Consider the following 18,339-nt stretch of genomic DNA (forward strand, 5'->3'; position numbering starts at 1 on the left):
ATAATTTCCTCAAATAGCGAATTATAAACAAGTTTTATTCAATCGAAACGGATCCAAAATCTTTGAGCAATCCGGCCATCTTCTGTTTCGACTTCAGACTCTAATTGACCGCCGTTACTAATGATTGTTTTCGCTGAACCGATGTTTTCTTTGTCGCACGTGATGAGAACTTCTTTCATATCCATGTCTTTGGCCTTTTCAAGTGCCAATCTAAGCATCATAGTTGCGTAACCTTTTTTTCTTTCACTAGGGCGGACTCCATAACCAATATGTCCGCCAATATGAATCAATCTTTCGTTTAAGTAGTGTCGAATATTTATGACCCCTATGATATTTTCATGTTCATTCATTAACCAATATGTGGTGTGGGGTACGAATGTCTCTGGAATACCCATTCCTTGTGAAAAACCTTTTAGTTCCTGAACCATTTTTTCAAAGTTATCTGTCTCCATTTTTAAAACAAAGGGAACTACATTTTCATTTGCTTCATGCCATTCTGCAATCATATCTAGATAGGATTCTCTATATTTCATTGATGGTTCTACTAGTTTAATTTGACTCATCCCATTTACCCCCAAGAAGATATTTCCAATATAATAAGAGCACTTTTTCATGAATGTCAATAGTTAGAATAAGATTGGAGTGATACAAATGTGTGGACGGTATAGTTTATTTACTGCTAGGGAAGATTTCGCTGTGAGATTTGGGCTAGTCGATTTTGAGGAATTTGAATGGGTAGAACGATATAATATAGCTCCAAGCCAGAATGTGCTAGCCATTGTAAGATCAGAGGTTGGGAACAAGATGGGTATGCTAAAGTGGGGATTAATCCCTTCCTGGGCATCCGACCCAAAAATTGGTTACAAAATGATTAATGCTCGAGCTGAAACCATCGATCAGAAACCAAGTTTTAAAATGCTTTTGAAAAGAAGAAGATGCATCATACCTGCAGATGGGTTTTACGAATGGAAAAAAGAAGGTACAAAAAAAATTCCGTATCGTTTTCAACTTGAATCAAAAGAGCCATTTGCGTTTGCGGGCCTATGGGACAGGTGGGAGCAAAATGGATCAATTATTCAATCGTGTACAATAATCACAACAGAAGCGAACGCTCTTGTAAAAGATGTTCACGATCGAATGCCAGTGATTTTAACAAAAGAGTCCGAGAATAAATGGCTAGATCGTACAAATCAAGACGAAAATGAACTAAAGAGTCTTCTTGTTCCTTTTGCGGCGGAGAAAATGCAAGCATACACCGTTTCTCCATTAGTAAATAGTCCGAAAAATGATGTTAAACAGATTGTTAACTCACTTTAGGTACACTTTTTAAAATTCATCATAGCCTAGAATGAAATAATAATGTTTAGGCTGGTGTATGCAATGAGTCATTTTCATGAAGATAAAAGTTTGATTGAGAAGGTTGCTACTGCAATTTATGGAGAATATACGGCAATTCACTGTTATGCGAAATTAATCAATATGGCACCGACAGAAAAGGAAAAAGAACGGATTAATGAAATTCGAAACGACGAAATCCGCCACTTCAATACATTCTGTGCTATTTATACGCTACTTACAAATAAGCAGCCACAACCTCATTTAGGAAATTGTCCAGATCAATATGTGGACCTTCTTGAATTTGCGTTTGAAGATGAACAGCATACGGTTGATTTTTATTTAGACATTGCAGAAGATGCTAGGGATCCATTTATTAGAGAAAGATTCCGTAGTGCAGCAGCTGACGAGCAAAATCATGCCGTATGGTTTTTATCATTTTTACAAAAACATATGAAGTAAAGTACTATTATTCGACGAAATGCAAATGTATTTCGTTTTCTTTTTTTAAATACTACAAAATTTTGTATCCTTAAAATTCGGCTCGAAATTTATTTGGGAGGAATGACAAAACATCTTTCCAATCTACATGTTTAGTGAAAGGACATACAACTTTACCTGTTGAAATGTATAAGTACCATTTAAACCAGGAGGGATATCGTGGAACAGCACATTTTTTCTTCCGATGCGGCAAAAACACTAGGTATAGGGGCAAGTACGGTTAGAAAGTATGCAGCACTGCTAGAGGCCAATGGATACGAGTTCGAACGAGGGGCTAATAACGGACGGATTTTTAAAAATGAGGATTTAACGGTAATTTCCAATATGATGGAAATGATGAGTAAAGACGGTTTAGCCATTGAACTTGCAGCTGAAAAAGCGGTTGGACATATCCCTGTTAAAAGAGAAAACAATATAAAAGAAATAAACAAAGATCTACAGGACTTTATTGCACAAATAAAAGGTTTAGAATTGCAGCAAGCTTCTCTAACCGAAATGAATCTTGCACTGGCAAAACAAGTTGAACAATTAACCCAAAAAATAGAAGAAAGGGAAAGGGACCAACAGTTATTTAGAATGGTAGAGGACTCGAGGAATAAAAAGAAGAGGAAAGGAATCGCGATATTCCGCCCTCTTACAGCCTTATCTGGAAAAAAGTAATATTTTGCTTATTATTTTGTTAACGATATTAAACTAGAAGCTTCCAGACTCCATAGATAATTCACACTAGATCATCGAACAAAGAGAGTCGGGAATGACTTTACGATTTCAGTCAGCATTCGCGACCAATTAGAAAAATCAGTATTTCGTCGTGGATTACAGCATTCACCAAAACCTCATAGTTTTTTCAAGAATTATTCCCGAGGCAAGCTTTATCTAAAAAAACAACAAAATTTGCAACTCTCCAGTTGTCAGAATTTTTAAAAATGATATAATTAGTAGAAATGGCGGACTTCTGGAGGTATAAAATGCAAATTTCAGTTGACCAACAAAATCTGCAGGAAATTTGGCAACAGATTATCAAGATTATGAATAGCCGTCCTGAACCTTTCAAGCATGTTAATACAGTATATCAATTTGAAATATTTGGTGAGCAGAGTGGTGTTAATCAGCTTATTTTAAAAGATGGAATTGCAATTGTTAATACAGGTGTTAACGATGAATCAGAGTGTACGATCATACTAAATTTTAACGATTTCAAAGAATTATTGGCGGGGAAATTAAATAGTACAACCGCTTATATGATGGGCAAATTAAGAGTAAATGGTAGTCTCGGTTTGGCTCTTAGACTTGAAAAACTATTAAAACAATATCGCTAATCTTTTTAGATAGAATCTTGCACTCATCTTAAATTGATGAAAATGGATTCTATTTTTTGTGAGAAAATTTTATTTTAAAGGATTATTCTTTTAATCGCTGGGTATAGTAAATACTAGAATGAGCAAAAAGGTTGACAAATTGATTACTTTCTTCAAAAACAATATACAGGCTATGAAATTTAAGGTAAAATATGATTAAGATGTCAAATCTTAAAGAGGTGATCTTTCTTGCAAAGAGATCATGACCAACTTCAAAAAGTAATAAGCAGTCTGACAGAGATTGGAGTTAAGATTTCCAAGACGAAATCGAGACTTGAGATTAGCAAGGTGATTGAGGATGTCAAGTCAATCCAAAGTTATTCGGAACTTCACTCTTAAAGGCAAACAAGTCAGGTGTGTACACGAATGCATACTTGGCTTGTTTTTTATGTTTAGAAATTTTTTCCGGCTACACTAAAATGTTTCCTATTCTCTAACATTATTTCTTGGGAAATAATGTTGGGAAAAGTCGAAAAAACACTTTCGAAAAAACAGAAAGTGTTTTTTACTTTTTCTTCTCCTTTTCTACTTCTACTACGCTAATATGTGAGCCTTCCATCGTGTGAACGTGGAAATGATAATTATCCGCGGTAAGAGTATCCCCTTCTTGCAAATCATACTTTTGTGTGAGTAACCAGCCTCCTATAGTATCTACTTCCTCTCCAGAAAGGTGGACTCCCAACAATGAATTTACTTCTTCAATTAGCATTTTTGCATCAAGTAAATAGTGATCATCTGACAGTTTGCGTACATTCGGTATTTCATCCGTGTCAAACTCATCTCTAATGTCTCCAACAATTTCTTCCAGAATGTCCTCAACTGTAATGAGACCTGCAGTACCCCCATATTCATCAAATAAAACCGCCATATGCATTCGCTCTTTTTGCATTTTGACGAGTAAGCTTTGAATCGGAATTGTTTCGATCACCCTAATCACGGGTTTTACATAAGGCATGATCGGCTCGGTGCCCATGCAGTTTCCACCAATACAATCAGAAAGAAACTCTTTAACATTGACAACACCAATAATTGTATCCTTATCACCATCTGTTACAGGGTAACGAGTAAATCTTTCAGCCCTAATTGTTCCAATTATTTCTTCTATGGAAGCTGATTTATCTATACTATACACTTCGACACGCGGTACCATAATTTCCTTCGCAATCCGATTGTCGAATTCAAAAATTCTATTGACATATCGATATTCAGATTGGTTGATTTCACCGCTCTTTAAGCTTTCCGATAAAATGATTCGTAATTCCTCTTCAGAGTGAGCTAATTCTCCCTCGGATGCAGGTTTTAATCCAAACATGCTCACAATAGAACGAGCTGTACCATTCAATGCCCAAATAAAAGGGTACATGATTTTATAAAATATAATTAGGGGGGCTGCAACAGAAAGGGTAATTTCTTCCGCTTTATGGATAGCGAATGTTTTAGGAGCTAACTCCCCAGCGACTACGTGAATAAACGTAATCGTACTAAATGCAATAATGAAAGAAAGAATGCTGACTAATGACTCAGGTACATCAAACTTTTCAAAAATAGGTGTAAGTATGACTTGAACTGTAGGTTCCCCTAACCAACCTAATCCTAAAGCAGTTACGGTTATTCCTAGTTGCGTAGCAGATAAGTATCCGTCTAAATTAGAGAGCAGCCGTTTGGCATTCACGGCTTTTTTATTTCCTTGTGCGATGAGTTGATCAATCCGGGATCCCCGAACTTTTACGATAGCGAATTCCGAGGCTACAAAAAAAGCTGTTAAAGCAATTAATAGAATAACGAGTAATATATTGATCGCAAGCAATGGAGCGTCACAACTTCTATTTATATGAAGCGTGACTTCACCTCCTCAGTATTTCTAATTGAAAAAACCAATATGATACACTTACTTTACCCACAAAGCAACAACAATTATCGTCTTATTCTAAAATTTATCAAAACAATGTTGAAAAACCTTAAATAATAGTACGAATCTGTTATGATAGAAATATCTTCAATGATGGAAGCCATAAACAACCTTAAGATTAGCATTGGAGGGCTTTTCTTGAAAAAACATGTCTCGGATCGTGAACTGATCTATGTACATATGAATCAAACTGATCATTTCGTTTTATCGTATGGAATTGAATTCACTGAATTTATTTCGGGAATTCCTCATCCAATCCAAAACGCACTATTAATTCGTCATAAATTAAAGGATAGCCACTTTAATATGCACACGATGTTAGAATACGTTGATCAAGAGATGATTGAAAAATTAGTTCAAGAAGATATCAATAGCTTTGGTGACTTTTGTTGGATTGATTTTAAAGAAGAGGAACATCTAAACCTTTTAAGTGGTCAGGAAATTGCTGAAATACTTTATTTAGGGCATATTAAAGAACATTTACGTATTCCTTTTTATGGAAAACTTAAAAATTATTATGCTTATCTTTCTAATGATGATGGATGGTTTAATAAAACCTACTATAAGAATTGGGACCTCTTTTTTACAATGTTAGGCTCAACAATTGCTATTAAGATGAACAATCAAAAAGAGAAGTCACTCTTATTTAGAGTAAAAAAGAAAAATACTCCAGCAATTCCAAAAGAAATCCTCAACCCTTTTTCCGACCTAATGAAAGAAGGGATTGTAATTTCTATAGAAAAAGCAGTTCGTACAAGACTTACAATCGAGGTTCCTGTATGGGTAATCGGAGATTTCTTTGATATGGATGAAATGTATGAAGAATATGAGGGACTTGGTGGAAGAAAAGCGGATGGGAAACTTGTATTTGATCGGAAAACAGGGGAATGGCAAGCATTCGCAGCATATTCTTCTTAGTAAATAAAACATAGAAGCGTGGGCTCACTTAATAGTGAAACCACGTTTTTTATCTGTTCAATAACACTTATGAACATTCGCCCATATATTATTGAAAAGAAATAAAGGGAATTGATTATTAGCTCTTTTCTCAGGGAAATGTATTTTCGAACACTAATATTAATATCCAACCGAGAAAAGAGCTGCTAACTTCATAAGTACCGCTAAACACCCTTATTAAGTGTAAAAGCCGGCTATAGGCTTTTACAAAAACAACAAACTTTGAAACGAGCCTTTAGTTACGCTCTTTTCTCAAACTTTATTGTTATTTTATATGAATAATAATAAAGGGAAATGTATTTGAACCCTAATCTTAATATTCAGCTGAGAAAAGAGCTGGTACCTTTATAAGTACCGCTAAACTTCCTTATTAGGTGTAAAAGCCGGCATTTGGGCTTTTACAAAAACTCTTTGAAACGAGCCTTTAGTTACGCTCTTTTCTCACAGCTTGTTGCTATTTTTTATAAAAGAAAAAGGAAATGTTATTTATTCCTAATATAATTATTCAAAAGAGAAACGAGCTACTAGCATCATTCGTACCGCTAAACGCCCTTATTAGGTGTAAAAGCCGGCATTTGGGCTTTTAGAAAAACTCTTTGAAACGAGCCTTTAGTTATCTCCTATCTTCGTGGTAAAATAAAAGACATCTGCACATCATGGAGGATTAATATGAAGATTAATATTTGTTTATTATACGGTGGAAAATCGGCAGAGCATGAAGTTTCTTTACAAACAGCCAAGGCGGTCATTAAAGCTTTGGATACAAATAAATTTGCTATTCATCCTATTTTTATATCTAATGAAGGAAAGTGGATTAAAGGTCCAGAACTATTGGGGCCAATTGAAAATGTAAAAGAATTGGAATTTCAAAATGGAGGAGTAGAGGTTGGACCGAATGCTCTAAGTACAAATTTAACCCCAGAGCAAAAAGGAAGTTACGATGTGGTATTTCCTCTTTTGCATGGTCCAAATGGTGAGGATGGTACGGTGCAAGGAATGCTTGAATTATTGAATATTCCTTATGTTGGAAATGGCGTCCTTGCTTCATCTGCAGGCATGGATAAAGTCATTATGAAAAATTTATTCGCACAAGCTGGACTCGACCAAGTGAAGTACGTATCCTTTATTCGAAGTACGTGGGTTAGTGATCCAGAAAGAGCATACCATCAAGTCGAATCTGAAATAAGCTATCCTTGTTTTGTAAAACCTGCTAATCTTGGATCCAGTGTAGGAATTAGTAAATGCGAAAATCGTGAGGAGCTTGCTGATGCATTTGTTGAAGCCTTTCAATACGATCGTAAAGTGATCATCGAGGAAGGGGTCACAGCAAGAGAAATAGAAGTAGGAGTTCTGGGTAATGATTTTCCAGAGTGCTCTGTTGCCGGAGAAATTGTACCGAAAAAAGGGTTTTATGATTACGAATCGAAATATTCGGATGGAGATACTGCATTAATTATCCCTGCCGATATTTCGGATGATCAATACAATGAATTAGCGAGAATGGCAGTCAAAGCTTTTAAGGCACTTGATTGTTCAGGACTTGCAAGAGCTGACTTCTTTGTAACTAAGGAAGGACGTATTATCATTAACGAAGTAAATACGATGCCAGGATTCACCCCTTTCAGCATGTTCCCTCTTTTATGGAAGCATACAGGGGTCGAATACCCAGATTTAATTGAACGCTTAGTTCAACTCGCTATGAAAAGACACGAGGAAAAACAATCAATTATTCATACTTTTTAAAAAGAAGTACTGAGGGCGCCTGATAAATGAAGGAGGCTAAGAACGCAATTTCCTGTTGCTGACTCTAGCAGCTGGTCTTTTCGCTTTGCCTTCTTCCTGATCAGTATCCAAGCTGAACTCCGACAAATTAATATCCAGATTCAAAAAGATCCGTATTTTGATTTGTTGAAGTTAGTTTATGACTTCAATCGGCCGGCGCTATCCAATAAAAAGAATCTAAAAGCTGTCCCAAAATCATAATTGATTATTGAGACAGCTGAAAACGTTAGGGGGACAATTATGATAAAGTGTACATTAGGTCAGTTGGCGAAAATGATAAATGTGGAAAATGATGTAATGGAATTTCAAAATATTGAAATCGCAGGAGTGTCATTTGATACAAGACTAATCGAGCCTGGGAATTTATTCGTAGCATTGATCGGGGACGCGAATGATGGCCATAAATATGTAGATATTGCATTTGAAAAAGGTGCAGCTGCGGTACTTTGGCAAAAAGATGTGCCAAATCCCCCGAAAAATAAACCTGTTTTACAAGTTGAAGATACACTTCGCGCCCTTCAGGATCTAGCTCATTCCTATCGAAAACAAAATTCAGCAAAAGTAATTGCCATCACAGGCAGTAATGGTAAAACAACTACAAAAGATATTGTAGCTGCTGTTTTTTCCGAAGACTATAAAGTACATAAAACAGACGGAAACTTTAATAACCATATTGGACTTCCATTAACGATTCTTGCAATGGAGGAAACAACAGAAATTGCCATTTTAGAAATGGGTATGAGTGGAAAAGGTGAAATTGCATTACTGACTAGAATTGCAGAGCCAGACGCTGCCATCATTACAAATATTGGTGAAGCACATTTACAGGATTTAGGATCACGTGAAGCAATTGCCGATGCAAAGCTTGAGATTGTTGAAGGACTTCCTAAGAATGGTTTATTAATTTATCCAGGAAATGAACCATTATTAGTGAAAAAAGTAAGCAGTTTAAAGCAATTTAATACATGTACGTTTGGGGAAACATCCGAAAATGATATATATGCTATAGATATCACTATTGAAGAGAATGGAAGTAATTTTATTGTTCCTGGTCTTTCCGATGAACCGTTATTTCTTCCGATTTCGGGGAAACATAATATTATGAATGCATTGGCTGCTATATTAGCCGCAAAAGAGTTTTTAATTTCTCCAACTTCGATTCGAGCTGGTTTGAAATCGGTAAAGTTGTCAAATATGAGAATGGAATGGCATGACGGAATAAAAGGAACTCGTATTTTAAATGATGCATATAACGCGAGTCCTACAGCTATGCGCGCTGTCATTTCAATGGTTGAAAAACTGGCTGATGAACGTGAAAAGATTGTTGTTCTAGGTGATATGTTGGAGCTTGGAGAAAAGGAAGTAGAATTTCACGAGCAAATAGGTGAGGAACTTAATCCAGATAAAATCAAATACGTATTTACGTATGGCCCCTTAGCTAAACATATAGCATCAGGTGCAAGACTGCATTTTCCAGATGAGCGAATTTTTGAGTTTAACGATAAAGAAAAACTAATAAACGTCTTAAATGAAAAAGTAGAAGGAAACGAACTTATCCTCTTCAAAGCATCAAGAGGAGTAAAGCTGGAAGAAGTAGTAAATGCGATGCTAGTTAGATAAAAGGCATGGCAAATCATGCAATGCTTAGATTGAAGTTAAAGATAATAGATCTTGGAGGAGTGCTCCATCTCACCTGTCATCCGTTCTAAAGCGAGAACCTGAAATCACAATACTTTTCCAAACAAGAAAAAAAGTAATTTAAATTTACTTTAGCATTGTGACTTCAATTGTATTCAAAATCGTTTAATGATAGAATTATCAACATCGTTTACAGTTTTTTTTCATGGCAGTTCTTGATGCATGTTTGCATAGAACCTAGATATTCTAGGAGAGACACAGATCTCAATTTGAAGTTTTAAAAGGAGAATGAGTAGCATTGACGAAGTTTGCAGATTTAAATTTAAGCCCTGCTCTGCTAAAAGCAGTTAACAGAATGGGCTTTGAAGAAGCTACACCAATACAAGCGAAAACGATACCCCTAAGCATGGCAGGAAAAGACCTGATTGGCCAAGCTCAAACAGGTACAGGAAAAACAGCAGCCTTTGGGATTCCGTTAATCGAAAAGATAGATGTGAAATCCCAACATGTGCAAGGAATTATTATTGCACCAACGAGGGAATTAGCCATTCAAGTTTCTGAAGAATTATATAAAATTGGCGTGGATGCCCGAGTAAAAGTATTGGCCGTATATGGAGGCTCAGATATCCAACGTCAAATTAGGTCTTTGAAAAAAGGACCACATATTATCGTTGGAACTCCAGGTCGAATTTTAGACCATATTAATCGACGTACGTTAAAATTAGGAAACGTTCATACGCTTATTCTTGATGAAGCGGATGAAATGCTTAATATGGGATTCATTGATGATATTGAAGCGATTTTGGAAACTGTTCCTGAAGAAAGACAAACGCTTCTGTTTTCTGCAACAATGCCAGAGCCAATCCGCAGAATTGCAGAACGTTTCATGAAATCTCCTGAAACAGTGCGCGTTCAAGCGAAAGAAATGACAGTGCCATTAATTGAACAATTTTTTGTTAAAGTTCCTGAAAAAGAAAAATTTGATGTTCTTGCAAGACTTATTGATGTACAATCACCTGAGCTTGCGATTGTGTTCGGTAGAACGAAGCGTAGGGTTGACGAGCTTTCAAATGCTCTTACTGTAAGAGGATATACTGCTGAAGGAATTCACGGGGACCTAAGCCAAGCAAAAAGGTTATCCGTCTTAAAGAAATTCAAGGAAGGAAAAGTGGATGTCCTTGTAGCGACCGATGTTGCGGCTAGAGGTTTGGATATTTCTGGAGTAACGCACGTTTATAATTACGATATTCCACAGGATCCTGAAAGCTATGTACACAGAATTGGAAGAACAGGTCGTGCTGGAAAAGAAGGAATGGCCATCACGTTTGTCAGTCCTCGTGAAATGGGCTATCTTCGAATTGTGGAACAAACTACTAAAAAACGAATGCAGCCTATGCGTCCGCCAACTTGGGATGAAGCTCTTGAGGGACAACAACGTATTACGATGGAGAAACTTGAAGAGAGCATCAAGGAAGGCAATCTGGATGAATACAAATCTGTGGCGAAAGATTTGCTTACAGAATATGATGATGCGATTACTGTTATTGCAGCTGCGTTAAAAGTATTAACAAAAGAGCCGGATAAAACACCGGTTCATATTACAGAAGAAAAGCCACTTCCACAAAAACGTGAGTCATTTAAAGGCGGCGGTAGCGGTCGAGGCGGCGAAAATCGAAATAGACGTGGAAAGTCTGGCCAACAACCATATAAAGGGAATCGCAAGCCACAACGTAGACCTACTGGAAGAAGACCATAAAATATAGTAATTAGAACTGCTAAAAAAGTGTAAGCGATCAATAGTAGGTCCTTGAGTTATAGAGTCAAAAAAGCAATCGGTGCTAACGGAATATACCGATTGCTTTTTTTTGTATATGGGAAATATATATTTTTCATTAGATTTTTGCTTTCTAGCTTCTAACGACAGAGCTAATGGGCAAAAAATAACGCATCTAAAAGGTAGAGTACAGACTTTTACAATTCAGAACAAGGTAGCAGGTGCTCGATTTTTAAGTTATTATGAAATTTGAGAAACGTTAGAGAAACACTTTTACGTCCATATTTTGCTAGACGATGAAACTAATATCCGAGTTTAGACGTAAATATGAGGGCAAGGGGGCATCTTATGAATATCAATCAACCTGCAAAACAAATATCAAAGCTGGGATTAAAGGTATGGAGAATTACAGGTGTAATTTCTTCCTTAATATTATGGGGCATTGCGATTAGTATTGGCGTACTCGTATATGTATTTGACTGGTCCATGTGGATTACATCCATTGCCGCTATGCTCGTTTTTATCTTCACGATCATGAGCATTTTCATCATTCCTTCTATAAGATGGAGTAGATGGAGATACGAAGTAAGAGAGCAAGAAATAGAGTTGCAACATGGTGTTTTTATCATTACTCGTACGCTTGTACCAATGGTCAGGGTACAGCATGTTGATACAGTGCAAGGGCCGATACTACGAAAATATAAATTAGCAAGTATTCAAATTTCAACTGCTGCGACTAATCATGAAATTCCTGCGATAGAATTAGAGGAAGCGGAAGAACTAAGGCGTGCCATTTCAAAATTGGCAAGGGTGGCTGAAGATGATGTCTGAACCCAATCGACTTCACCCTATTACAATTGTTTTTTCTGTCATAAAAAATATAAAAGAAACAATCGTTCCAATCTTTTTTTACTTCATCGTTTTTATTGTTCGTGAGGATGCGAAAGACCAAATTCAATTTGAAGGGTTTGGTCCGTGGGTAAATTTCGTACCGTACCTCATACTTATATTAATATTTTTCATAATGGTTTTGAGCGGAATTATAAAATGGTATCGCTATACGTTTCGAATTGAAGATAAGGAGTTGCGGATTGAATACGGCCTATTTGTAAAAAAGAAACGTTATATTCCATTTGACCGGATTCAAAGTCTTGATTTTTCTGAAGGAATCCTCCATCGTCCATTTGGTCTTGTGAAAGTAAAAGTAGAGACGGCTGGTGGGGATCATCAAAAATCAGAAGCCGAAATGAGTGCAATCAAAAAAGAGGATGCACTAGCCCTAAGACGTCTAATTACAGAATCAAAGAATAGAGAAAAAGAATCTGAAGACATCATTGAAACTGTTGGTGTGACTCCTAAACAATCGATTTTATATAAGATCTCACCTAAACAACTCTTGTTTTTTGCATCTACTTCAGGGCGTGCTGGTGTTGTCGTACTTGCAGTTCTAGGTTTTGGAAGTCAGTTTGATGAACTCATTCCTTTTGATAAAATTTTTAAAGAGATGGAGCATATTGCAAAAGTGGGTTATACCCTTATCGCAATTCTTGTTGCAATAGGTATGTTCCTAGCTTGGCTTGTGTCTGTTTTTATGGCTTATTTAAAATATAATGATTTTACATTGGAAAAAGTTGAAGGTGATCTTGTTATTACAAGAGGGTTATTGGAAAAACGTACGACGACCATTCCTATTAAAAAGGTCCAAGCTGTAACAATACAAGAAAGTCTTTTTAGGCAGCCATTTGGGTATGCAAGTGTATCCGTTGAGTATGCAGGGGGTTCTATATTGGATGAAAATACGGAGGGCCTTCTAATACCTGTAGTGAAGAAAAAGAAAATAGGGCAAATACTAGAAGAAACATTATCTGATTATACATTCGATATCGATTTTATTGGAGCACCTAAGAGAGCTATGAGACGTTTCTTTTTCATAAAAATGTTTGTGGCAGCAATCTTAACTATCCTACTTTCAATTTGGCTTTGGCCATATAGCTTAATCGCCATTTTTTTGGTAATAGCTGCTTGGATCTTAGGTCTTCTGCAGTATAAATCGGCGGGGTGGAATATGACTGACACACAACTCGCTTTAAGATATAGGGGATTAGATCAACAAACAACATATATGAGAAAGAATAGAATGCAGTCCCTAAATATGTCTGTGAACTGGTTTCAAAGAAGGGCAGATCTAGCAACTGTAGAAACCTCGGTCATGAGTGGTGGAGGCGCCCATTTCCATGTGAAACATTTGAACGCGGAAGATGTTAGAATGATTTATGAATGGTATCGGCCAGCAAAAAAAGAATAGAAATAGAAAAGCCTTTGGAATGCTTGTTACAGCTCTCAAAGGCTTTTTATATGGAATAAAGAAATTCGAAATTTTAGACTAGGCTGATGCATAGCAGACCCGTTTAAATAGCAAGATTCTGGGCCCAGGGCTCTGAATCGCGGCAGAACTTGATGAAAATACCACGATAATGCGGCGAATGCGTCTGAATCGCGGCAGAACTTGATGAAAATACCACGATAATGCGGCGAATGCGTCTGAATCGCGGCAGAACTTGATGAAAATACCACGATAATGCGGCGAATGCGTCTGAATCACGGCAGAACTTGAGAAAATATCACGATAATGCAGCGAATGCGTCTGAATCGCGGCAGAACTTAAGAAAAAACCAAGATTATGCGGCGAATGATTCTAAAACGAAGCAGAAATTAAAAAATACCACGATTATACGGTGAAGGCATCCCAAGTTATAGCTGTTGCAAAAAAAGCCTTAAAAACGAATTGAGCGAAAGTGAAGTAAGATTCTTCCTATAAGCAATCCACTTATCAATCCGAAAATATGGCCAGTAATGTTAACGCCGGGTTGAAAAAATGTCAAGACGACGCTGATAATTGCAATAGGAAGTATGACTTGTCTTCCTTGAAGGGGCATGGCATCTTTTTTTACAAACAAAACGGCTAAATATACTCCAAATAATCCAAATATTGCTCCACTTGCTCCAATATGTGTATAGTATGGAGGGTGGATATATAAAGTAGCAATATTTGCTCCAATTCCGCTAGCTAAATAAACAATGATAAACATTATTTTTCCTAGTGCTTTTTCAAGTGCTGGACCGAATAGTACTAAAGAAAATGAATTAAATAATAAATGAGCAAATGCGACGTGAACAAAAATAGGGGTGACAAGTCTCCAGTATTCCCCTTGTTGAATATACAGATTTACTCCTGCTAATAATTCTAGAATCCAGTTATGCGGAAAAATAGGCAGATGCATCATAAGAAAAATCAATATATGAATAGCGATTATACTAGATACTACCGGGTACGATCTAAGAAATTGTCCGAAACTTTCAGTTCTTACAAACATGGTATCGCTCCTTTAGGAGATGTTACTCCCCTAATCTTAGTCCAAGGAACCGCTTAGGACAACTATTAGATTGTACGTCATATCATTTATTTTTAGAAGGGAAGCAAGACATGATTATTGGAATAGGGATGGATTTAGTTGAGATAGACAGGATTGAACAGCTGCGAATAAAGCAAGAACGTTTTCCGAGACGGATATTAACAAAAACAGAATTAGAAATATATGAAAACTTAAATGAAAAAAGAAAAACGGAATTTCTTGCCGGACGTTTTGCTGCAAAAGAAGCATATTCTAAAGCTCGTGGAACCGGTATTGGAAGTGAACTATCATTCTTAGATATAGAAATTAGTACAGATGGAAAAGGGAAGCCCATAATTACAAGTCCCGTATTTGAGCGCGTGTATTTATCTATTACCCATACAAAATCCTATGCAGCAGCTCAAGTTATTATCGAATCGCAAGACTAGATATTATTCTATGTAAAACAATATATAATTGAATGGTCTATTGTTAAGGTTTGTCTCATATATTTTTAGTGCGTTAGGAGAGACAAGGTTTTGGCTGTGGGATCGATTGCCACGTTGTGCGGAACGGATCGCGGGTGTAACAATGGTACTGGACAATTTCCCTGCAGCCGGCTTTCTCTCTTCTTTTATGGTCAAATGAGACAAAAAAGGGGTTGAAGGAATGAGAAAGGGGTTACGGCTATTTTGGTTGCTGCTCGCTTCCATCGCTGTACTTTCTGCTTGCGGGGCAAAGTCACAGGAGGATGTGACAAAAGGGCTGGACAAAAAGGTAGGTGAATTAAAAGGGTACAAGGCTAAAGCTCAAATGACGCTAACGGTTGGCAATGAACCGCAAACTTACGAGATTGATGTTTGGCATGATAAACCGGGCAATTATCGTGTTCATTTAAAAAATGCAAAGAAAGAACAAAGTCAAATGATCCTTCGTAATAAAAGTGGTGTATATGTTTTGACCCCAGCATTAAACAAGAGCTATCGCTTTCAAAGCGAGTGGCCGCAAAACAGCAGCCAAGCCTATTTGTATGAATCTCTAGTAAAAGATGTAAAAGCGGATAAAGAGGCAAAGTTTAAAGCAACAAAGGATCATTATGTGTTTACAACAAAAACACGCTACCAAAATAATAAAATGCTCCCTACTCAGGAAATTACTTTTAAAAAAGGATCACTTGAGCCAGTTAGTGTAAAAGTAATGGATTCGAATCATACCCCCGTAGTAACTGTTAAATTTACTAGTGTAGAATTTAATGCTAAATTTGACAAAGGTGCATTCGATACGAAAAAGAATATGACAAGTGCACAGTTGGAAGTTCCGGTTATGTCTAATAATACGGATAACGAATTTACAGTAAAGTACTCTATGGCAGAAATTCCAGGAATCACACTTAATGAAGAACAATCGTATGAAACAGATACAGGGAAAAGGGTATTATTAACATATAGTGGAGAAAAATCGTTTACGCTTATCCAAGAAACGGCAGATGTCATTCCAACTATTTCTATGGAAATGGTAGATATGAATGGGGAAATGGTTGACCTTGGATTTTCCATTGGAGCGATGACAAAAGATTCCATTTCGTGGAGTGAAGACGGTGTTCATTATGTGTTGCTTTCTTCTGATTTATCTCCGGATGAAATGGTAATGGTCGCTCAATCGGTACAAGGAGGAGCAATCAAATAATAAATGCATTCGGCAGACCTTTTCCATCCGAATCGGTCTGTTTTTCTTTTGTTTTGAGATAAGGATAAGTTTTTTAGATGGTCTATATCATAAGAGTAGTTTTTTTCTATCTCTAGCTCTATGCGCCATCGGCTATAGGTTAGAAACCTGCTCCACTAAAAGTCAAAGAACAATTTTGGTGGATTAGAACATTTGCTTAGTGGCATTTACTCATTGTGCTTTTCTATGAGACCTAAATTATTTCTCATTGACATATCTTCCGTTGAGTTTGATAATCAATAATATTATTGAACATCATACGGGAAGTGACCATCATGGAAGATAAAGTTTTTTATAGAGACACTTGGGCAGAAATAGACTTAGATGCACTTTATTCTAATATTAGTCAAATTCGTGAATACCTTCCGGAGGAAACAAAAATATTTGCAGCTGTGAAAGCAAATGCTTATGGTCATGGCGATATCCCGACCTCAAAAACAGTTCTAGCTGCTGGTGTACACGGGCTAGCTGTAGCATTTTTGGATGAGGCATTAGCGATAAGAGAAGCTGGAATAACCGCACCTATTTTAGTGTTAGGTGCTTCGAGGGCAGACGATGCGTGGATCGCTGCTCGCAAAAATATTTCTTTGACCGTCTTTCAAGTAGATTGGCTTCAGGAAGCAGAGAAAGTTATCCCTGCCGGTACTAATCTTCGTGTTCATATCAAATGTGATACTGGTATGGGAAGAATAGGAATTACGAAAGAAGATGAGCTAGAACAAATAGAAGACTTTATACTACAATCGGACCGATTTTTTTTCGAAGGGATCTTTACACACTTTTCCACTGCAGATCAACTAGATGAAACGTATTATAATCAACAACTTTCTCGTTTTCAATATTTTTTAAGCTGTCTTAAAACACTTCCTCCATATATTCACGCAGCGAATAGTGCGGGAGCTCTTTGTCATCATGATTCACTTTTTAATACGGTGAGAATTGGCATCGCGATGTATGGATTATCTCCTTCCGATGAAATAAAGGATAATCTTCCATTCAATCGAAAAGAAGTTTTTTCTCTGCATACTAAAATTACACATGTGAAAAAGCTTCATGTAGGAGAAAAAGTTGGATACGGTGCAGATTATACTGCAACAAAGGACGAGTGGATTGCAACTCTCCCAATTGGGTATGCTGATGGATGGATACGTAAACTTAAGGGATTTGAAGTTATAGCCGATGGTGAAATGGTTCCTATCGTTGGGAAAATATGTATGGATCAGACAATGATTAAACTACCTAGAAGTATGCCAGTCGGAACACAGATCACGCTTATCGGCAAGCAAAAAGAGCACTTTATCTCTGTAGACGACGTCGCAAAAAAACTCGAAACCATTAATTATGAAGTCACATGTGCCATTACAAATCGAGTACCGCGTGTGTACAAGACAAGCAAAAAAGTATAAGTTGCACTCATAGCTATGTTAAAAACTTTTAATAAATTTTCCTACATTTATGTTTTAAGAAAAAATTCATTTCAAGGTAAAAAGAACCAAAAAATAAAAAAATATATCGAAAAAAAGCAGGAGTTTTACGGAATTTGGAGAAAAGTATGTATTAGTAATTAGTATCTAGGATGATACTAGAAAAAGGAAGGCTAATTTACTCTTTGCAGAGAGCGCATTTGATGGTATCATAAACAATGAATGAAATGGCTTGTAGTGATGGTGGAGGTGTAGTCGTTGTCTGAATCCAGCGCAACAACAGAAATTATAGTTCGATTGCCGCAGCAATTGATTGCTGAAATGGACGGTTTTGCAGAAATGGAAAATGTAAATCGCAATGAATTTATTTATCGTGCTACAAAAATGTATCTTCGTGAAAGAAGAAAGCGTCAAATTGTTGAGTCAATGAGGCGCGGCTACATGGAAATGGCTAAAATTAATTTGGCGATTGCGTCGGAAGCAATCCAGGCGGAATACGAGGCAGAAAACACAGTTGTACGTCTTGTAAGCGGGGGATAAGCCC

Annotated in this window: 18 protein-coding genes; 15 read left to right on the top strand and 3 right to left on the bottom strand. The window is 36.8% G+C overall.

Annotated features, from left to right (window positions below):
* Positions 1-38 precede the first annotated feature (38 nt).
* Complete coding sequence (locus MT489_RS13445; protein WP_244682079.1) at positions 39-563, bottom strand: GNAT family N-acetyltransferase; 525 nt, start codon at positions 561-563, stop codon at positions 39-41.
* An 88-nt stretch (positions 564-651) separates the two neighbouring features.
* On the opposite strand from MT489_RS13445, the gene MT489_RS13450 reads away from it, so the two are divergent.
* The 5 genes from MT489_RS13450 to MT489_RS22175 all read left to right on the top strand — a co-directional run bounded on the left by MT489_RS13450 (position 652) and on the right by MT489_RS22175 (position 3,533).
* Positions 652-1,317, top strand: coding sequence for an SOS response-associated peptidase (locus MT489_RS13450; protein WP_244682080.1), 666 nt, complete (start codon positions 652-654; stop codon positions 1,315-1,317).
* A 63-nt stretch (positions 1,318-1,380) separates the two neighbouring features.
* The gene (locus MT489_RS13455) at positions 1,381-1,797 is read left to right on the top strand and encodes a ferritin-like domain-containing protein (protein ID WP_244682081.1); all 417 of its coding nucleotides are present in this window, start codon (positions 1,381-1,383) and stop codon (positions 1,795-1,797) included.
* Between the two features lie 198 nt (positions 1,798-1,995).
* Positions 1,996-2,496: a hypothetical protein gene (locus MT489_RS13460; protein WP_244682082.1), complete on the top strand. Its 501-nt coding sequence runs from the start codon at positions 1,996-1,998 to the stop codon at positions 2,494-2,496.
* Between the two features lie 308 nt (positions 2,497-2,804).
* Positions 2,805-3,155 (top strand): SCP2 sterol-binding domain-containing protein, encoded by a 351-nt coding sequence (locus MT489_RS13465; RefSeq protein ID WP_244682083.1) that lies wholly within the window; start codon positions 2,805-2,807, stop codon positions 3,153-3,155.
* Between the two features lie 228 nt (positions 3,156-3,383).
* Positions 3,384-3,533, top strand: coding sequence for an Lmo0850 family protein (locus MT489_RS22175; RefSeq protein ID WP_280518619.1), 150 nt, complete (start codon positions 3,384-3,386; stop codon positions 3,531-3,533).
* Between the two features lie 166 nt (positions 3,534-3,699).
* Here MT489_RS22175 and MT489_RS13470 read toward each other — a convergent pair whose 3' ends face one another.
* Positions 3,700-5,001 carry a hemolysin family protein gene (locus MT489_RS13470; RefSeq protein ID WP_244682084.1) on the bottom strand — a complete coding sequence of 434 codons (1,302 nt, stop codon included), beginning with the start codon at positions 4,999-5,001 and terminating at the stop codon, positions 3,700-3,702.
* Positions 5,002-5,241: 240 nt separating this feature from the next.
* On the opposite strand from MT489_RS13470, the gene MT489_RS13475 reads away from it, so the two are divergent.
* The 6 genes from MT489_RS13475 (at position 5,242) to MT489_RS13500 (ending at position 13,559) form a co-directional block, all read left to right on the top strand.
* Entirely contained in the window at positions 5,242-6,021 is a 780-nt protein-coding gene (locus MT489_RS13475; RefSeq protein ID WP_244682085.1) for a hypothetical protein, read from the top strand.
* A gap of 708 nt (positions 6,022-6,729) precedes the next feature.
* Complete coding sequence (locus MT489_RS13480; RefSeq protein WP_244682086.1) at positions 6,730-7,803, top strand: D-alanine--D-alanine ligase; 1,074 nt, start codon at positions 6,730-6,732, stop codon at positions 7,801-7,803.
* A gap of 279 nt (positions 7,804-8,082) precedes the next feature.
* Positions 8,083-9,462 (top strand): UDP-N-acetylmuramoyl-tripeptide--D-alanyl-D-alanine ligase, encoded by a 1,380-nt coding sequence (locus MT489_RS13485; protein WP_244682087.1) that lies wholly within the window; start codon positions 8,083-8,085, stop codon positions 9,460-9,462.
* A gap of 316 nt (positions 9,463-9,778) precedes the next feature.
* Positions 9,779-11,236 carry a degradosome RNA helicase CshA gene (gene cshA / locus MT489_RS13490; RefSeq protein WP_244682088.1) on the top strand — a complete coding sequence of 486 codons (1,458 nt, stop codon included), beginning with the start codon at positions 9,779-9,781 and terminating at the stop codon, positions 11,234-11,236.
* A gap of 366 nt (positions 11,237-11,602) precedes the next feature.
* Positions 11,603-12,085: a PH domain-containing protein gene (locus tag MT489_RS13495; protein ID WP_244682089.1), complete on the top strand. Its 483-nt coding sequence runs from the start codon at positions 11,603-11,605 to the stop codon at positions 12,083-12,085.
* A complete protein-coding gene (locus MT489_RS13500; protein WP_244682090.1) occupies positions 12,075-13,559 on the top strand; it encodes a PH domain-containing protein in 1,485 nt (494 codons plus the stop codon). Before MT489_RS13495 ends, MT489_RS13500 begins: the two co-directional genes overlap by 11 nt.
* Positions 13,560-14,028: 469 nt before the next feature.
* On the opposite strand, the gene MT489_RS13505 is transcribed toward MT489_RS13500, so the two are convergent.
* Positions 14,029-14,628, bottom strand: coding sequence for a rhomboid family intramembrane serine protease (locus tag MT489_RS13505; RefSeq protein WP_244682091.1), 600 nt, complete (start codon positions 14,626-14,628; stop codon positions 14,029-14,031).
* Between the two features lie 110 nt (positions 14,629-14,738).
* On the opposite strand from MT489_RS13505, the gene acpS reads away from it, so the two are divergent.
* The 4 genes from acpS (at position 14,739) to MT489_RS13525 (ending at position 18,335) form a co-directional block, all read left to right on the top strand.
* Positions 14,739-15,095, top strand: a complete 357-nt coding sequence (gene acpS / locus MT489_RS13510) for a holo-ACP synthase (protein WP_244682092.1) — start codon at positions 14,739-14,741, stop codon at positions 15,093-15,095.
* Positions 15,096-15,315: 220 nt separating this feature from the next.
* Entirely contained in the window at positions 15,316-16,332 is a 1,017-nt protein-coding gene (locus tag MT489_RS13515; protein WP_244682093.1) for a LolA family protein, read from the top strand.
* A 314-nt stretch (positions 16,333-16,646) separates the two neighbouring features.
* The gene (gene alr, locus MT489_RS13520) at positions 16,647-17,777 is read left to right on the top strand and encodes an alanine racemase (RefSeq protein WP_244682094.1); all 1,131 of its coding nucleotides are present in this window, start codon (positions 16,647-16,649) and stop codon (positions 17,775-17,777) included.
* A 276-nt stretch (positions 17,778-18,053) separates the two neighbouring features.
* The gene (locus tag MT489_RS13525) at positions 18,054-18,335 is read left to right on the top strand and encodes a CopG family ribbon-helix-helix protein (RefSeq protein WP_244682095.1); all 282 of its coding nucleotides are present in this window, start codon (positions 18,054-18,056) and stop codon (positions 18,333-18,335) included.
* The last annotated feature ends 4 nt before the right edge of the window (positions 18,336-18,339 follow it).

The sequence above is a fragment of the Lederbergia wuyishanensis genome (assembly GCF_022900255.1).
Taxonomy (GTDB): domain Bacteria; phylum Bacillota; class Bacilli; order Bacillales; family Bacillaceae_C; genus Lederbergia; species Lederbergia wuyishanensis.

Bases quoted from the DNA above. Each gene is read 5' to 3' on its own strand.
- acpS (WP_244682092.1), top strand. From the start codon at position 14,739: ATGATTATTGGAATAGGGATGGATTTAGTTGAGATAGACAGGATTGAA.
- MT489_RS13445 (WP_244682079.1), bottom strand. From the start codon at position 563: ATGAGTCAAATTAAACTAGTAGAACCATCAATGAAATATAGAGAATCC.
- alr (WP_244682094.1), top strand. From the start codon at position 16,647: ATGGAAGATAAAGTTTTTTATAGAGACACTTGGGCAGAAATAGACTTA.
- MT489_RS13500 (WP_244682090.1), top strand. From the start codon at position 12,075: ATGATGTCTGAACCCAATCGACTTCACCCTATTACAATTGTTTTTTCT.
- MT489_RS13485 (WP_244682087.1), top strand. From the start codon at position 8,083: ATGATAAAGTGTACATTAGGTCAGTTGGCGAAAATGATAAATGTGGAA.
- MT489_RS13495 (WP_244682089.1), top strand. From the start codon at position 11,603: ATGAATATCAATCAACCTGCAAAACAAATATCAAAGCTGGGATTAAAG.
- MT489_RS13465 (WP_244682083.1), top strand. From the start codon at position 2,805: ATGCAAATTTCAGTTGACCAACAAAATCTGCAGGAAATTTGGCAACAG.
- MT489_RS13450 (WP_244682080.1), top strand. From the start codon at position 652: ATGTGTGGACGGTATAGTTTATTTACTGCTAGGGAAGATTTCGCTGTG.
- MT489_RS13480 (WP_244682086.1), top strand. From the start codon at position 6,730: ATGAAGATTAATATTTGTTTATTATACGGTGGAAAATCGGCAGAGCAT.
- MT489_RS13515 (WP_244682093.1), top strand. From the start codon at position 15,316: ATGAGAAAGGGGTTACGGCTATTTTGGTTGCTGCTCGCTTCCATCGCT.
- MT489_RS13505 (WP_244682091.1), bottom strand. From the start codon at position 14,628: ATGTTTGTAAGAACTGAAAGTTTCGGACAATTTCTTAGATCGTACCCG.
- MT489_RS13455 (WP_244682081.1), top strand. From the start codon at position 1,381: ATGAGTCATTTTCATGAAGATAAAAGTTTGATTGAGAAGGTTGCTACT.